Origin of the sequence: Aeromonas sp. FDAARGOS 1408 (genome assembly GCF_019048665.1) — a bacterium.
Taxonomy (GTDB): Bacteria; Pseudomonadota; Gammaproteobacteria; order Enterobacterales; family Aeromonadaceae; genus Aeromonas; species Aeromonas dhakensis.
Genome location: NZ_CP077394.1, coordinates 2913205 through 2928623 on the forward strand (window position 1 = coordinate 2913205; position 15419 = coordinate 2928623).

Annotated in this window: 12 protein-coding genes and 9 tRNA genes; 17 read left to right on the forward strand and 4 right to left on the reverse strand. The window is 62.8% G+C overall.

All coding sequences use genetic code 11. The annotated features are described in order from the left end of the window. Positions 1-4: 4 nt before the first annotated feature. From prmC to hemA, 3 genes are read right to left on the reverse strand one after another with little or no spacing between them, the layout of a single operon-like run. The gene (gene prmC / locus I6L38_RS13250; RefSeq protein ID WP_216988616.1) at positions 5-853 is read right to left on the reverse strand and encodes a peptide chain release factor N(5)-glutamine methyltransferase; all 849 of its coding nucleotides are present in this window, start codon (positions 851-853) and stop codon (positions 5-7) included. Next, the gene (gene prfA / locus I6L38_RS13255; protein ID WP_010633225.1) at positions 853-1941 is read right to left on the reverse strand and encodes a peptide chain release factor 1; all 1089 of its coding nucleotides are present in this window, start codon (positions 1939-1941) and stop codon (positions 853-855) included. Before prfA ends, prmC begins: the two co-directional genes overlap by 1 nt. Positions 1942-1992: 51 nt before the next feature. Continuing rightward, positions 1993-3252, reverse strand: a complete 1260-nt coding sequence (gene hemA / locus I6L38_RS13260; protein ID WP_017765025.1) for a glutamyl-tRNA reductase — start codon at positions 3250-3252, stop codon at positions 1993-1995. A gap of 121 nt (positions 3253-3373) precedes the next feature. Here hemA and lolB point away from each other — a divergent pair, with 121 nt between their 5' ends. From lolB to I6L38_RS13335, 15 genes are all read left to right on the forward strand, one after another. Then, entirely contained in the window at positions 3374-3958 is a 585-nt protein-coding gene (gene lolB / locus I6L38_RS13265) for a lipoprotein insertase outer membrane protein LolB (RefSeq protein WP_010633224.1), read from the forward strand. A gap of 26 nt (positions 3959-3984) precedes the next feature. Further along, the gene (gene ispE, locus I6L38_RS13270; protein WP_026141266.1) at positions 3985-4854 is read left to right on the forward strand and encodes a 4-(cytidine 5'-diphospho)-2-C-methyl-D-erythritol kinase; all 870 of its coding nucleotides are present in this window, start codon (positions 3985-3987) and stop codon (positions 4852-4854) included. Continuing rightward, positions 4834-4908: transfer RNA gene (locus tag I6L38_RS13275), tRNA-Gln, on the forward strand. Before ispE ends, I6L38_RS13275 begins: the two co-directional genes overlap by 21 nt. A gap of 309 nt (positions 4909-5217) precedes the next feature. Continuing rightward, positions 5218-6165: a ribose-phosphate pyrophosphokinase gene (locus tag I6L38_RS13280; RefSeq protein WP_005298464.1), complete on the forward strand. Its 948-nt coding sequence runs from the start codon at positions 5218-5220 to the stop codon at positions 6163-6165. Positions 6166-6267: 102 nt separating this feature from the next. Then, positions 6268-8259, forward strand: a complete 1992-nt coding sequence (locus I6L38_RS13285; RefSeq protein WP_216988617.1) for a bifunctional UDP-sugar hydrolase/5'-nucleotidase — start codon at positions 6268-6270, stop codon at positions 8257-8259. A 194-nt stretch (positions 8260-8453) separates the two neighbouring features. After that, positions 8454-9050, forward strand: a complete 597-nt coding sequence (pth, locus tag I6L38_RS13290) for an aminoacyl-tRNA hydrolase (RefSeq protein ID WP_017765021.1) — start codon at positions 8454-8456, stop codon at positions 9048-9050. A gap of 234 nt (positions 9051-9284) precedes the next feature. After that, positions 9285-10376 carry a redox-regulated ATPase YchF gene (gene ychF, locus I6L38_RS13295; protein WP_017781634.1) on the forward strand — a complete coding sequence of 364 codons (1092 nt, stop codon included), beginning with the start codon at positions 9285-9287 and terminating at the stop codon, positions 10374-10376. 234 nt (positions 10377-10610) lie between these two features. Beyond that, positions 10611-10687 (forward strand) — tRNA-Met (locus tag I6L38_RS13300). An 8-nt stretch (positions 10688-10695) separates the two neighbouring features. After that, positions 10696-10770: transfer RNA gene (locus I6L38_RS13305), tRNA-Gln, on the forward strand. 146 nt (positions 10771-10916) lie between these two features. Beyond that, positions 10917-10991, forward strand: a tRNA-Gln gene (locus I6L38_RS13310). Positions 10992-11033: 42 nt separating this feature from the next. After that, a tRNA-Gln gene (locus I6L38_RS13315) sits at positions 11034-11108 on the forward strand. A gap of 38 nt (positions 11109-11146) precedes the next feature. After that, positions 11147-11223, forward strand: a tRNA-Met gene (locus I6L38_RS13320). Positions 11224-11268: 45 nt separating this feature from the next. Next, positions 11269-11343: transfer RNA gene (locus I6L38_RS13325), tRNA-Gln, on the forward strand. Between the two features lie 36 nt (positions 11344-11379). Then, positions 11380-11456, forward strand: a tRNA-Met gene (locus I6L38_RS13330). Between the two features lie 8 nt (positions 11457-11464). After that, a tRNA-Leu gene (locus I6L38_RS13335) sits at positions 11465-11548 on the forward strand. A gap of 241 nt (positions 11549-11789) precedes the next feature. Here I6L38_RS13335 and I6L38_RS13340 read toward each other — a convergent pair. Beyond that, complete coding sequence (locus I6L38_RS13340; protein WP_216988618.1) at positions 11790-13622, reverse strand: SLC13 family permease; 1833 nt, start codon at positions 13620-13622, stop codon at positions 11790-11792. A 266-nt stretch (positions 13623-13888) separates the two neighbouring features. On the opposite strand from I6L38_RS13340, the gene pnuC reads away from it, so the two are divergent. Both pnuC and I6L38_RS13350 read left to right on the forward strand, forming a co-directional pair. Beyond that, complete coding sequence (pnuC, locus tag I6L38_RS13345) at positions 13889-14611, forward strand: nicotinamide riboside transporter PnuC (RefSeq protein ID WP_201891811.1); 723 nt, start codon at positions 13889-13891, stop codon at positions 14609-14611. Continuing rightward, positions 14608-15333 (forward strand): nucleoside phosphorylase, encoded by a 726-nt coding sequence (locus tag I6L38_RS13350; protein ID WP_216988619.1) that lies wholly within the window; start codon positions 14608-14610, stop codon positions 15331-15333. The genes pnuC and I6L38_RS13350 overlap by 4 nt, the downstream gene beginning before the upstream one ends. Positions 15334-15419: the final 86 nt, after the last annotated feature.

Consider the following 15419-nt stretch of genomic DNA (forward strand, 5'->3'; position numbering starts at 1 on the left):
ATCATCACTGAGCCAGCCGCCCCAGGGTCACCCGCTCGTTATCGCCGTAATCGCGCACGGTTTCCACCTGCACGTAGCCCTGATGCAGCAGGAGTTGACGCACCGCCTCCCCCTGCTGCCAGCCATGCTCCAGCAACAGCCAGCCGCCCGGCAGCAGATGAGCCGGTGCGCCGGTCACGATGAGGCGAATATCCGCCAGCCCCTGCTCGTCCGCCACCAGGGCGGAGCGGGGCTCGAAGCGCACATCCCCCTCATCGAGGTGCGGATCCGCCCCGTCGATGTAGGGCGGGTTGGAGACGATCATCGCAAAGCGCGGCGCCTGGCTTGGCGAGGGCTCGACCAGCGGTTCGAACCAGCTGCCGTCGCGCACCTCGATGGGCAGACCCAGCGCGGCACTGTTGGCGCGCGCCAGGGCGGCTGCCGCCGGCATCCTGTCCACCGCCCATACATCGGCATCCGGTCGCTCCGACTTGAGCGCCAGTGCGATGGCGCCGGTGCCGGTGCCCAGATCCAGCAGAGCGCAGGGGCCTGCTGGCAGCCGCGCCAGCGCCTGCTCGACCAGCACCTCGGTGTCGGGGCGCGGGATCAGGGTGGCGGGACTCACCTTCAGCGGCAGCGACCAGAACTCCCGCTCACCGATCAGGTGGGCGATGGGTTCGCCATTGAGACGGCGTTCGAGCCAGCCCTGCAGGGTGGCCTGCTGGGCGGCATCGAGCTCGCGCTCCGGCCAGGTCATCAGGTAGCTGCGCCGGCACTCCAACAGATGGCAGAGCAGCTCATCGGCATCGGCGCGGGGGGATTCCCCGAAGGCCAACGTCGCCATGATGTGGGCGCGAGCCTGCTGGATCTGCATCAGTTGCTCTCGGCCAGGGAGGCGAGCTGATCGGCCTGGTACTCCTGGATCATCGGGTTGATGACGCAGTCCAGGTCCCCTTCCATGATCTCGCCGAGGCGGTAGAGGGTGAGGTTGATGCGGTGCTCGGAGAGGCGCCCCTGCGGGTAGTTGTAGGTGCGGATACGCTCGGAGCGATCCCCCGATCCCACCAGGTTGCGACGAGTGCTCTGCTCGGCGGCGCGGTGGCGCTCATCCTCGGCCGCCTGCAGACGGGCGGAGAGTACCGACATCGCCTTGGCGCGGTTCTTGTGCTGGGAACGCTCGTCCTGGCACTCCACCACCAGGCCGGTGGGCAGGTGGGTGATGCGGATGGCGGAGTCGGTCTTGTTGACGTGCTGGCCACCGGCCCCGGAGGCGCGGAAGGTGTCGATCTTCAGATCCGAGGGGTTGATCTCGATCTGCTCGGCTTCCGGCACTTCCGGCAGCACGGCGACGGTACAGGCGGAGGTGTGCACCCGGCCCTGGGATTCGGTTTCCGGCACCCGCTGCACCCGGTGACCACCGGATTCAAACTTGAGGCGGCCGTAGACGTGCTCGCCCTCTACCTTGGCTATCACCTCCTTGTAGCCACCATGCTCGCCGTCGTTGCAGCTGACGATGGAGACGCGCCAGCCCTGGCGCTCGGCATAGCGCGAATACATGCGAAACAGATCGCCCGCAAAGATCGCCGCCTCGTCACCACCGGCGCCGGCGCGGATCTCCAGATAGCAGTTGTTGTCATCCTTGGGGTCGCGCGGCAACAGCATTACCTGCAGCGCCTGCTCCTGCTCCTCGAAGGTCGCCTTGGCCAGCGGCAGCTCCTCCTGCGCCATCTCGCGCAGGTCGGCATCCTCCTCTTCCAGCATCTGGCGGGTGGCCTCCAGGTTCTCTTCAGCCTGGCGGAATTGCTGGAAAGCGTGAACGATATCTTCCAGCTGGGCATATTCCCGGGTCAGGGCGCGGTAGCGATCCTGATCCGCGGCCACGTCCGGCTCGCCGAGCATGGCCTGTACTTCTTCGTGGCGCTCGATGAGGCCTTCCAGCTTTCTGATCAGTGACGGGTTCATAAATCTTGTGTTCTCGATGGAGGACGGGACGACCGGGTGATCGCCCCCAAACTATGACTCTTGTGACAACCCCAGCACCTGGCGCAACTGGGCCAGCTGGTGGTGATCCCCCTGGGCGGCGGCCTGGCGCAGGGCCTGGGTCGGTGCGTGGATCAACTTGTTGGTGAGGCGGTGGGCCAGCGCCTTGAGCGCCTGCTCGGCAGGCTCGCCCTGCTGCAGAGCCAGCAGGGCGCGCTGCAGCTCTTCATCGGCCACCTGTTGGGACTGGTGGCGGTAATCGCGGATGAGATCCACCGAGTGGAGGCTGCGATACCAGCCCATGAAGTCATCGCGCTCTTCCTGCACGATGAGCTCAGCCTCGGCGGCGGCCCGTTTGCGGGTCTCGAGGTTCTGCTCGATGATGCCCTGCAGGTCGTCCACCGTGTAGAGATAGGCGTCCGAGAGCTCGTCCACCTCCGCCTCGATGTCGCGGGGCACGGCGATGTCCACCAGAAACATGGGCTTGAAGCGGCGAGCCTTGAGCGCGCGCTCCACCATGCCCTTGCCGATGATGGGCAGGGGGCTCGCGGTGGAGCTGATGACGATGTCCGCCTCGTGCAGGTAGTCCGGGATCTCTTCGAGCGTCATCACCTGGGCGCCGAACTCCTCGGCCAGCAGTTGGGCCCGCTGCAGGGTGCGGTTGGCCACCATCATCTGGGTGACGTTCTGCTCGCGCAGGTGGCGGGCCACCAGTTCGATGGTCTCGCCGGCGCCGACCAGCAGTACCTTGGTCTGGGAGAGATCGGAGAAGATCCGCCGTCCCAGGCTCACCGCGGCAAAGGCCACCGACACGGCGCTGGCGCCAATCTCGGTATCGGTGCGCACCCGCTTGGCCACCGAGAAGGATTTCTGGAACAAACGCTCCAGCGCCCCCTTCACCGCCTCGGATTGCTGGGCATGGGCATAGGATTGCTTGATCTGCCCCAGGATCTGCGGCTCTCCCAGCACCAGGGAGTCGAGCCCGCAGGCCACCCGCATCAAATGGCGAACCGCCTCCTCGTCCTGATGCCGGTAGATGGCGGAGACCACCTCGGCCGCATCCAGATCGTGAAACCGCTGCAGCCACTGCAACACCTGCTCGCCCTGCCCCTGCTCCAGGCTGCAGTAAAGCTCGGTGCGGTTGCAGGTCGAGACGATCACCGCCTCGCTTACACCGGGTTGGGCGACCAGCTCACGCAAGGCGCGATCGATGCAGTCCGGGCCGAAGGCGACCCGCTCCCGCAAGGCGACACTGGCGGTGTTGTGGTTGATTCCGAGGGCAAGCAAACTCATGAGTGGGCGTGGATCGTATCTGTGCGCAGGGAGTAAAGGCTGCCAATTGTACGAGAAAGGGTAAGTCTTTAAAAGCAATACGACCCCCCCGTATACTGTGCCAAATCACCTTTTCCGGAGCATGACCTTGTTGTTGCGTCTTTTCACCCTTGGCTGCCTGCTGTTGCTGGCCGGTTGCGCCACTACCCAACCCCAACGCGATCAGGTCAACTGGCAGCAGGAGCGTACCCGGCTCGAGCAACTGACCCACTGGCAGCTGTCTGGCAAGATGGCCATCATCACCGCCCAGCAGAAGGGCAGCGCCCGGGTCAACTGGCAGCAGGATGGCGACGACTATCGCCTCAACCTCACCAGCCTGATCGGCACCCACATCCTCGAACTCTCCCGCAGCAAGGGCGAGATCACCCTGATCGACAACGAGGGCAACCCGCACCAGAGCCAGGATGCCGAGGCGCTCGTCTATCAGCTCACCGGCTGGAACATTCCGGTGGCCGGGCTGCCGGCGTGGATCAAGGGCTTGCCGGGCGAGGCCGAGTTCGAGCTCAACCCCGACCGCAGTCTGGCCAGTGTGCGTGACGGCCAGTGGCAGATCGTCTATGGCGACTACCGGGATCAGGACGGCTATCGCCTGCCGCACCTGCTCACCATGACCGGCCAGGGCAGCCGCCTCAAGCTGCAGATCAACCAGTGGACCATCACCCGCTGATGGCGGCCATCGACAAGGACTCCCCCATGAGCGCCATGCGCTGGCCAGCTCCGGCCAAACTCAATCTCTTTTTGCACGTCAACGGCCGTCGCCCGGACGGCTACCACGAGCTGCAGACCCTGTTCATCTTCCTCAACCATGGCGACTGGCTCGAGTTCGAGCCGCTCACCGATACCGACTTGCTCACCCTGAGCCCGGCCATTCCCGGCGTGCCCGATGAACAGAACCTGATCATCCGCGCCGCCCGTCTGCTGCAGGCCAGGCTGCCGAGCCCGCTGGGGGCCCATATCAGGCTGGAGAAGGTACTGCCCATGGGCGGTGGCATCGGCGGTGGTTCATCGGACGCCGCCACCACCCTGGTCGCCCTCAACCACCTCTGGCAGGCCGGTTTGAGCGAAGACGAGCTGGCCGAGCTCGGCGTGCAGCTGGGCGCCGACGTGCCGGTGTTCGTGCGCGGCAAGGCCGCCTTTGCCGAGGGGGTCGGTGAGCGGCTGCAGCCGGTCGAGTTGCCGAGCGCCTGGTATCTGGTGCTCAAGCCCGATTGCCATGTAGCGACCGCCGCCGTGTTCCAGGATCCGGACCTGCCCAGAGATACCCCGAAAATGGCATTGCACAATCTGCTGGAAGGGGAGTGGAAAAACGATTGCGAATTGCTGGTGAAAAAGCGCCACCCCGAGGTTGCCAATGCGCTCGGCTGGTTGCTAGAATACGCGCCGTCAAGAATGACGGGCACAGGAGCCTGCGTCTTTGCTCAGTTTGAAGACGAAGTGGCTGCTCGGGAAGTGTTGGCAAAAGTGCCGAGAGAGTGGGATGGATTTGTCGCCAAGGGCGAGAACATATCACCACTCTTCGCTACATTGCAACAAGTCAGTGATTGGGGTATCGCCAAGCGGTAAGGCAGCGGGTTTTGATCTCGCCATTCCTAGGTTCGAATCCTAGTACCCCAGCCATCTCCTGAACATCGAACAGGGTATATCGATTCACCTGCCGCAGCAGTCTTGCCGGGAGTGCACACTCCCCCTCGCCGGTTGCAGCACCCATCGTTACCCTGTCGTCTTCGGGAAGGTCACTGGTCATCATGGATGACGGGGGGTCGACCAGCACGACGCTCAACCGGCTTGCCGCATGTAACGTGGGCACCTGACCTGAAAGCAGCCTATAGTGGTCTGACCCGTCAACTTGATAAATCGTTTGCCCCCAAACGATAAGGGTCTAATCAGACTCCCCACATACTGGATGCAACCCCGAGGTTTCAAACCGTGCCTGACATGAAGCTGTTTGCTGGTAACGCAACGCCGGAACTAGCCCAGAAGATCGCAGATCGCCTGTTTATCAAACTCGGCAATGCTGCCGTAGGTCGCTTTAGCGACGGCGAGATCAGCGTACAGATCAACGAGAATGTACGTGGTGGCGATATCTTCATCATTCAATCCACCTGTGCCCCGACCAACGACAATTTGATGGAATTGATCGTGATGGTGGATGCTCTGCGTCGTGCTTCAGCTGGCCGTATCACTGCCGTAATTCCCTACTTTGGCTATGCCCGTCAGGACCGCCGCGTCCGCTCCGCCCGTGTTCCCATCACCGCCAAGGTCGTCGCCGACTTCCTCTCCAGCGTCGGTGTGGATCGCGTGCTGACCGTTGACCTGCATGCCGAGCAAATCCAGGGCTTCTTCGACGTCCCGGTCGACAACGTGTTCGGCAGCCCGGTGCTGCTGGAAGACATGAAGTCCAAGAACCTCGAATCCCCCGTGGTCGTGTCGCCGGACATCGGCGGCGTGGTACGTGCCCGTGCCATCGCCAAGCTGCTGGACGATACCGACATCGCCATCATCGACAAGCGTCGTCCCCGCCCGAACGTCTCCCAGGTCATGCACCTGATCGGTGACGTGGCCGGCCGCGACTGCATCATCGTCGACGACATGATCGACACCGGCGGCACCCTGTGCAAAGCCGCAGAAGCCCTGAAAGAGCGCGGCGCCAAGCGTGTATTCGCCTACGCCACTCACCCGGTCTTCTCCGGTTCCGCCGTGGAGAACATCAAGAACTCCGTGATCGACGAGCTGATCATCACCGACTCCATCCCGCTCACCGCGGAGATGAAGGCGGTCGACAAGGTCAAGCAGCTGACGCTCTCTTCCGTGCTGGCCGAAGCCATTCGCCGCATCAGCAACGAAGAGTCCATCTCTGCCATGTTTGAGCATTGATAGACCCTGTTGTGACAAAAACCGCCAGCTGGCGGTTTTTGTCTTTCTAGTCCCAGTTACACCCGGTATTGCCCTGCCCCGTCGCAGATTAAGGATTGTTCCATGAATCGCTTGCGCCCGCTGCTGCTCCTCGCCTTCTGCAGCTTCCTGTTCGCCTGTCAGCCCAACAATGAAAACCAGCCTTTCGTGCTGACTCTGGCTCATATGAACGACACCCACTCCCAGTTTGACCCGGTCAACGCCGATCTGAAGGGGCCTCTCTTTGGCGAGCAGGGGGAAACCGACACCCTCTACACCCGCTTCGGCGGCTATCCGCGCCTGCTCACCATGGCGAAATCCTTCCAGGCCGACGCGCTGGCCAAGAACCAGCCGCTCCTGCTGCTGCACGGCGGCGATGCCTGGCAGGGCAGCGGCTACTTCAAGCTCAACGAGGGGATGGCCAACGCCGAGCTGCTGAGCCAGTTCGGCCTCGACGCCATGGCGCTGGGCAACCACGAATTCGATCTCGACAACCAGAAGCTGGCCCGCTTCATCAAGGGGGTCAACTTCCCGGTGCTGGCCGCCAACCTGGATACCCGCGACGACCCGGATCTGCGCCACGCCGCCAACCTCAAGCCGTTCGTCATCTACGCCTTCGACGGCAACCAGAAGAGCCCGGTCACCGACATCAACAACCTGCCCCAGGGCAAGCAGCTGGTCGCCGTGATGGGGCTGGTGCTGGAGGACATGGCCAACATCTCCCCCAACGTCGGCAAGCTGCGGTTCGGCAATGAAGTCACCTCGGCCCAGGCCACGGTGGATCTGCTGCGCCAGCACGGCATCGACCACATAGTGGCGCTCACCCACATCGGCAACCAGCGGGATCTGGCGCTGGCGGCCAAGGTGAACGGCATCGACGCCATCGTCGGCGGTCACTCCCACAGCCTGCTCGGCGATTTTCGCAACATCGGCTGGGGCAACACCGGCGAGTACGCGGCGCTTGTCACCAACCCGGACGGGGTCGGCATGACCTGCGTGGTACAGGCCGGCTCCTATGCCCAGGCCATCGGGCTGGCCCGGGTCAGTTTCGACGCCCAGGGCAGGGTCATCGCCTGTCAGGGTCAGAACCAGCTGCTGGCCAGCCGCGACTTCTTCGCCGATCCCGCCCGCAAGCAGGCACTGGATGAGACCCGCAGCAAGCAGGCCGGCAAGTTCATCGACGCTCAGCCCAACCTGGTGACCGTGGATGAAGACCCGCGCCTGCGCGGCATCATCGACAGCCACTACAAGCCCGCTCTGGAGCAGGCGTTCGGCCCCGTCATCGCCACCATCCCGGCCGCCCTGCAAAATGCCCGCCGCCCCGGCGACAACGGCAGCGACAGCCACGGCTCCGACGTCGCCCCCCTGGTGGCCGAAGGGCAGTACTACTGGGCCAATACCCCGGCGGTGCAGGCGCTGACCGGCGGTCCGGTCCACTTCGCCCTGCTGGCGGTGGGCGGCGTGCGCGCCGATCTGCCGGCCGGCGAGCTGCGCGAAGGGGATGCCGCGCTCACCCTGCTGCCGTTCAAGAACCAGCTCTCGGTGCTGACCCTGACCGGCGCCGACGTGCGCGCCCTCTTGACCGAGACCATCACCGCCACCCTGCCCGCCAGCGCCCACGCCGGCAAGTTCCCCTACGGCGGCCACCTGCGCTACACCTTCACCGAGACCACCCCGGGCAAGGGCGGCGCCCTGACCCAGTTGCAGTGGCAGAACGCCGACGGCCAGTGGCAGGATCTGGTGGACAGCCAGCGCTATCGGGTGGTGATGAATGCCTACAGCGCCAACGGCAACGATGGCTGGCAGGCGCTGGCCCGCGCCCAGGCGCAGCAAGCCGAGCGGCTGGATCTTGCCTGGCAGGATGGCAAGCTGACCGGCTTCCCGGTCGAGCGGGTGGAGCAGCGCGGCGATCAGCTCACCGCCCGCTATGCCGCCGGCCATCAGCTTGACTGCAAGGCGAGCGGCGTGGATTGCGGCACCGACGCCGCCTCCTTCGTTGCCTACGTGCGTGATGCGCGCCCCACCCTGACCGCCCTGGACGAAGAGACGGTCACCCTGGTGCGTGCCGCGCAATAACCCGGCCCCCGCCGGCAAGCCACAAAACGGGCCCCGCACTGGGGCCCGTTTTGCTGACGTTGGCCACCGGTTCCCCGCTTTTCCCCGGCACTGGCCGAGCTTTGGTTGAGTGATCGCCAGTCGGCGGCTAGAATATTGCGTCCCATTGCCCTGGGCAGTCGGCCCATTGCAAGCAGCGAGTGAAGAAATCAAGCGTGACAAGCCAAATCAAACTGATCGTGGGGCTGGGCAATCCCGGCCCGGAATATGCCAAGACTCGCCACAATGCGGGCGCCTGGTATGTGGAGCAACTGGCACGCTGGCACAATGTCAGCCTGCGCGAAGAGCCCAAGTTCTTCGGCCACACCGCCCGCATCCAGGTAGATGGCCAGGATGTGCGCCTGCTCATCCCGAACACCTACATGAACCTCTCCGGCAAGGCGGTGGCCGCGCTGGCCCGCTTCTACCAGATCGAACCGGAAGCCATGCTGGTGGCCCACGATGAGCTGGATCTGCCCCCCGGCATCGCCAAATTCAAGCAGGGCGGCGGGCACGGCGGCCACAACGGCCTCAAGGACATCATTGCCAAGATGGGCAACAACAACAATTTCTTCCGGCTGCGGCTGGGGATAGGTCACCCGGGCGCCAAGGAGCTGGTCGCCGGTTTCGTGCTGACCAAGGCGCCCAGCAGCGAGCAGAGCCTGATCGACGCCGCGCTCGACGAATCCCTGCGCGCCACCGACATTCTGTTCAAGCAGGACATGACCAAGGCCATGAACCGGCTGCACAGCTTCAAGGCCGAGAAAGTCTGAATAGAGATGCCTGACACGCGTCAGGCTCGCACAATATGACAGGGTCGCCCAAGAACCTGTCCACGCACTGTGACGAGAGGTCGTCAGCAAGGTGAAGCGCAGCGCAGGAACCGGAGCGTATAGGTATACGTGAGGATTCCGAGCAGCACATGAGCCTTGATCATGGCCTCGCAGTAAGAGCGTGAACAGGTTATACGACCCCTCAACAGCATCCATCACGTAAGGTAACAATCCATGGGTTTTAAATGCGGTATCGTGGGCCTGCCCAATGTAGGCAAATCCACCCTGTTCAACGCGCTGACCAAGGCCGGCATCGAAGCCGCCAACTTCCCGTTCTGCACCATCGAGCCGAACACCGGCGTGGTACCGATGCCGGATCCCCGCCTCGACCAGCTGGCGGCCATCATCAATCCGCAGCGCGTTGTGCCGACCACCATGGAATTCGTGGACATCGCCGGCCTGGTGGCCGGTGCCTCCAAGGGCGAGGGCCTCGGCAACCAGTTCCTGGCCAACATCCGTGAAACCGAGGCCATCGGTCACGTGGTGCGCTGCTTCGAGGACGAGAACATCGTTCACGTGGCGGGCAAGGTCTCCCCGGCTGACGACATCGAGGTGATCAACACCGAGCTGGCCCTCTCCGATCTGGATGCCTGCGAGCGCGCCATCAACCGCCAGTCCAAGCGCGCCAAGGGCGGCGACAAGGATGCCAAGCTGGAAGTGGAAGTGCTGGAGAAGATCAAGGTGGCGCTGGAAGACGGCCAGATGATCCGCGGCATGAAGCTGGACAAGGACGAGCTGGCCGCCGTCAGCCACATGAACTTCCTGACCCTCAAGCCCACCATGTACATCGCCAACGTGGCGGAAGATGGCTTCGAGAACAACCCCTACCTGGATCAGGTGCGTGAAATCGCCGCCGCCGAGAACGCCGTCGTGGTAGTAGTCTGCTGCGCCATCGAAGCGGACATCGCCGAGCTGGATGACGAAGATCGCGCCGAGTTCATGGCGGATCTGGGCATCGAAGAGCCGGGCCTGAACCGGGTGATCCGCTCCGGTTACGAGCTGCTCAAGCTGCAGACCTACTTCACCGCCGGCGTGAAGGAAGTGCGGGCCTGGACCATTCCGGTGGGCGCCACCGCCCCGCAGGCTGCGGGCAAGATCCACACCGACTTCGAAAAAGGCTTTATTCGTGCCCAAACCATCGCCTTCGAAGACTTTATCGCCTACAAGGGTGAGCAAGGCGCCAAGGAAGCGGGCAAGATGCGCGCCGAAGGGAAGGATTACATCGTCAAGGATGGCGATATCATGAACTTCCTGTTCAACGTCTAATCCCATGAGAGGCCAGCATTTGCTGGCCTCTTTTTTATCTGGCCCAAGCACCTATCTGCTGGATATGTCGTAAAAAAAACCAGATTGTTGGGCTTTTGCGCGACAGCGACCAATAACTCGCCAAACGCACTCAAATTCGTTTTTTCAAACAAAAAAAGGGTTGACGCCCCAGAGCCAGATACGCATAATTCGGCCCGCACAGTGACGAGGCAACGAGGCACTGGAAGCAAGGTTGGCTATGTAGCTCAGTTGGTTAGAGCATCGCACTCATAATGCGGGGGTCACAGGTTCGAATCCCGTCATAGCCACCATTTCTAGTTGGGGTATCGCCAAGCGGTAAGGCAGCGGGTTTTGATCTCGCCATCCCTAGGTTCGAATCCTAGTACCCCAGCCATTATTTCAGTTGTCGGCATTAAAGTGCCGGTGACAGGTCAAGGGAAGCAGTGATGGGTGTTGAACTCGTCAATGTGTCCAGGTTCAAATCCTGGTATCCCGGCCATTGTTAAAAGATGTTTGATAGACTCTGTCAGACATTGTTGTTGGGGTATCGCCAAGCGGTAAGGCAGCGGGTTTTGATCTCGCCATCCCTAGGTTCGAATCCTAGTACCCCAGCCATTTTTAAAAAGATGTTTGATAGTTTCTGTCAGACATTGCTGTTGGGGTATCGCCAAGCGGTAAGGCAGCGGGTTTTGATCTCGCCATCCCTAGGTTCGAATCCTAGTACCCCAGCCATCATTCTGTTCTCTTCCACCCAGTGGTTGACAACAAACGGCTATGTAGCTCAGTTGGTTAGAGCATCGCACTCATAATGCGGGGGTCACAGGTTCGAATCCCGTCATAGCCACCATTTTGAAAAACGTTCCTTCAATCATCTGATTGTAAAGAACACTGTTGGGGTATCGCCAAGCGGTAAGGCAGCGGGTTTTGATCTCGCCATCCCTAGGTTCGAATCCTAGTACCCCAGCCATTTTTACTTGTATTCGACGCGAGTCGTACACAAGACGGCTATGTAGCTCAGTTGGTTAGAGCATCGCACTCATAATGCGGGGGTCACAGGTTCGAATCCCGTCATAGCCACCATTACTCTTGCGGAAGTGGCGAAATTGGTAGACGCACCAGATTTAGGTTCTGGCGCCCTAGGCGTGAGAGTTCGAGTCTCTCCTTCCGCACCATCGAAAGCAGTACCAAACAGACCAGCCCAGGCTGGTTTTTTTGTATCCGGCGTTTGCCACTCTTCTTCCCCTCTCCATTCCATCGCACGTCTGCAACCCCTCCCATGTATCAACGGCTGGGCCTTGTGCTCTTCTCTATGATGGTGCTCATGCCCTGCTCCCGCTTTATGCCGTCCTTTGCATGTCAGATTACTGCGGGCAATAAAAAAGCGGCCCGCAGGCCGCCATGTCATATGTGTCGTCAGAACGGGAAGAACCAGGGGATGGCGATGACGCTCACCACCATCACCAGCGCCGTGAAGGGCACGCCGATGCGCACGAAATCCACGAACTTGTAGTTGCCAGGGCCCAGCACCAGGGTGTTGACCGGCGAGGAGACCGGCGTCATGAAGGCCGCCGAGGCGGCGATGGCGATGGTCATGGCAAACGGATAGGGCGAGACCCCCATCTGCTGGGCCGTGCCGAGCGCGATCGGGGCCATCAGTACCGCCGTCGCGGTGTTGGAGATGAACAGCCCGATGACGGCGCACAGGGCGAATAGACTGGCCAGCATCACCCGCGGCCCCATTTCCCCCACCGCCGAGATCAGCGCGCCGACGATGAGATCCACCCCGCCGGTCTTTTGCAGCGCGAGCGCAAAGGGCAGCATGCCGACGATGAGGATCAGGGTCGGCCAGTGGATGGACTTGTAGGCGCTCTCCATGTCGATGCAGCGAAACTTGCCCATCAGCAGGCAGGCGATCAGCGCCGCTATCACGTTGGGCACGGGATCGGTCACCATCAGCACTATCATGACCCCGAGCGCGATCAGGGCGTGAATGGCCTGACTGCGGGCCGGCGCCATCTCGTCCACTTCGGCCGGCAGCCCCAGCAAGAGGAAGTCGCGGCTGTGGGTCTGCAGCAGGCGGATCAGGCTCCAGTTGCCCACCACCAGCAGGGTATCCCCCATCTGCAGCGCCTCGTCTACCAGCTTGCCGCCAAGCGCCTCGCCGGCGCGGCGGATCCCCACCACGTTGAGGCCGTAGTGGGAGCGAAACGCCACCTCGCGGATGCTCTTGCCGAGCAGACGGGATTCGGGGATGAGCGACACCTCCGCCATGCCCACCTCCCGCGCCTGATCGGAAAAATACTCCCCGCGCAGGATCATGGGTTCGAGCCGCGCCTCGCTGCAGAACTCCCGCACGTCCGCATCGGGGTCGGACATGTCGATGAGCAGCACATCCTTGGCCTGGAACTCGGTCACCCCGGAGACGGTCACCATCACCCGCCGGAACTTGCGCCAGCGCTCCACCCCGATGACATTGGCCCCGTAGCGGGCTCGCAGTTGCAGCTCGTCCAGGGTCTGGCCGATCAGGGGAGAGTCAGGCCGCAAGGCCAGCCGGCGCGCACGCCCGGCCAGCCGATAGTCGCGAATGAGATCGCGCATGGTGCTGCGCCCGCTCTGCTTGTGCTTGCCCTCCTCCTCGTTACGTACCAGGGAGGTGCGCATCAGCAGCATGTAGAGGATCCCCATCCCCAGGATGATGACCCCCATGGGGGTGAAGCCGAAGAAGCCGAAACCGTGGATGTCGTGGCGCATCAGCTCACTGTTGACCACCATGTTGGGCGGCGTCGCCACCAGGGTCATCATGCCGCTGATGAGGCCGGCAAAGCCGAGCGGCATCATCAACCGGCCGGCCGGGATCCCCATCCGGTTCGCCACGCTCAGCACCACAGGGATGAAGATGGCCACCACCCCTGTGCTGCTCATCACTGCCCCCAGCAGGGCGACCGCCACCATCAGCAGCACCAGCAATCGGGTCTCGCTGCTGCCAGCTACCTTCACCAGTGCGTCCCCTACCTGATAGGCGATGCCGGTGCGCACCAGCCCCTCCCCCACCACGAACAGGGCGGCGATCAGGATGACGTTGGGATCGCTGAACCCCGCCAGCGCCTGTGGCAGGGTCAGGGTGCCGCTCAGCACGAACAGTATGATGATCAGCAAGGCAACCACGTCCATGCGGACCCTGTTGCTCACAAACAGATAAATGGCGCCCACCAGCATGCAGAGGACCCAGACCAGCTCGGAATTCACGCTCGCTCCTTTCGTTCAACACCACCCCGACCGCGGCAGGGCGGATCCCATCAGACCACAGCCAATTCATCCCCATTTTGTGACATATCAATAAAGGGGCAGGGCATCATCGCATATCAGGGTGTCATCGGGGGCCTAAAGTTGCTTGCGGTTTGTCCATTCTTTGAGGTGGCTCGGCCCTGCACGGACAAAAGTCCTGCAAAGACCCCCACGCCGCCCCTAGAATAGGCCCGGTTCACTCCCCCCTATTTTCCAAGGAAATGAAAATGAGCATATTCGAGTGGTTCAGCATCAATCACACCCTGGTGACCATACCGCTGGGCGGTGGCTACGCCATGTCGTGGATTGAAGCCGTCGGCACCCTGTTCGGACTGGCCTGCATCTGGTGCGCCAGCCAGGAGAAGACCATCAACTACCTGTTCGGGCTCATCAACGTCAGCCTGTTCGCCATCATCTTCTTCCAGATCCAGCTCTACGGCTTGTTGCTGCTGCAGCTGTTCTTCTTCTGCGCCAACCTCTATGGCTGGTACGCCTGGACCCGCCCGGCCAACGCCCAGGGAGACACCCTGCAGATCCGCTGGCTCAGCAAGTCCAAGCTCATCGCCACCGCCGCCGTGAGCGTGCTGGCCATCGCCCTGTTGACCCTCTATATCGACCCGGTCTTCGCCGCCCTGGCGCGCACCGCCGTCGCCCTGCTCAACCTGTTTGGCGCCAATCTAGCCACCCCTGAGCCCTCCCCCGATGCCTTCCCCTTCTGGGATGCCAGCATGACGGTGCTCTCCGTGGTGGCCCAGATCCTGATGACCCGCAAGTACGTGGAGAACTGGATCCTCTGGGTGGTCATCAACATCATCAGCATCGGCGTCTATGCCGCCCAGGGGGTCTATGCCATGTCCCTTGAGTACCTGATCCTGCTGTTCATCGCCGCCAACGGCACACGCCTCTGGATGGTCAGCGCCAAACGTCCGCAACAGGAAGTGATCGCATGAGCCTGCTGCCCCATCTGCAATGCCGCCCGGACCAGATCGCCGAGCGGGTGGTGCTGTGTGGCGACCCGGCCCGGGTTGACCGCATCGCCGGCCAGCTCGATGAGTGTGATGTGCTGGGCCAGCACCGGGAGTTTCGTCTGATCAACGGTCGCTATCAGGGGCTGCCCATTACGGTGTGCAGCACCGGCATCGGTGGCGCCTCCGCCGTCATCGCGCTGGAGGAGCTGGTGCAGGCGGGTGCCCGCGCCCTCATCCGGGTCGGCTCCGCCGGCGCCCTGCAGCATGAGATAGCGCTGGGGGATCTCATCGTGGTGGAGGGAGCGGTGCGCAGCGAAGGCGCCTCGCAGGCCTACCTGCCCCCCGAGTACCCCGCCTGCGCCGATATCCGCCTGCAGGCCGCCCTGCTCACCCATCTCGGCGCCAGCGAGCATCCTCACTGGCACGGGCTGGTGCGCTCCCACGACAGCTTCTATCGGGATGACGAGCAGGAAGTCTGTCGCTACTGGCACCAGCGCGGGGTGCTCGGGGCGGACATGGAGAGCGCCTCCCTGCTCGCCGTCGGGCGCCTGCGCAAGGTGCGGGTAGCCGCCGTGCTCTGCAACGTGGTGACCTTCGAGCAGGACGTGCAAGCGGGGGTGAGCAACTACGCGGCCAGCGAAGCCGCCATGATGACCGGCGAGCGGCTGGCCATCACCGCCGCCCTCCACGCCCTGACCCAATAGAGCGGGTCTGCCGGGGCCGCAGCGGCCCCGGCAAAACGTTAAGCCCGGCACATTCAGAGTCGCCAAAGCTGGCATCCCGCCTGCGC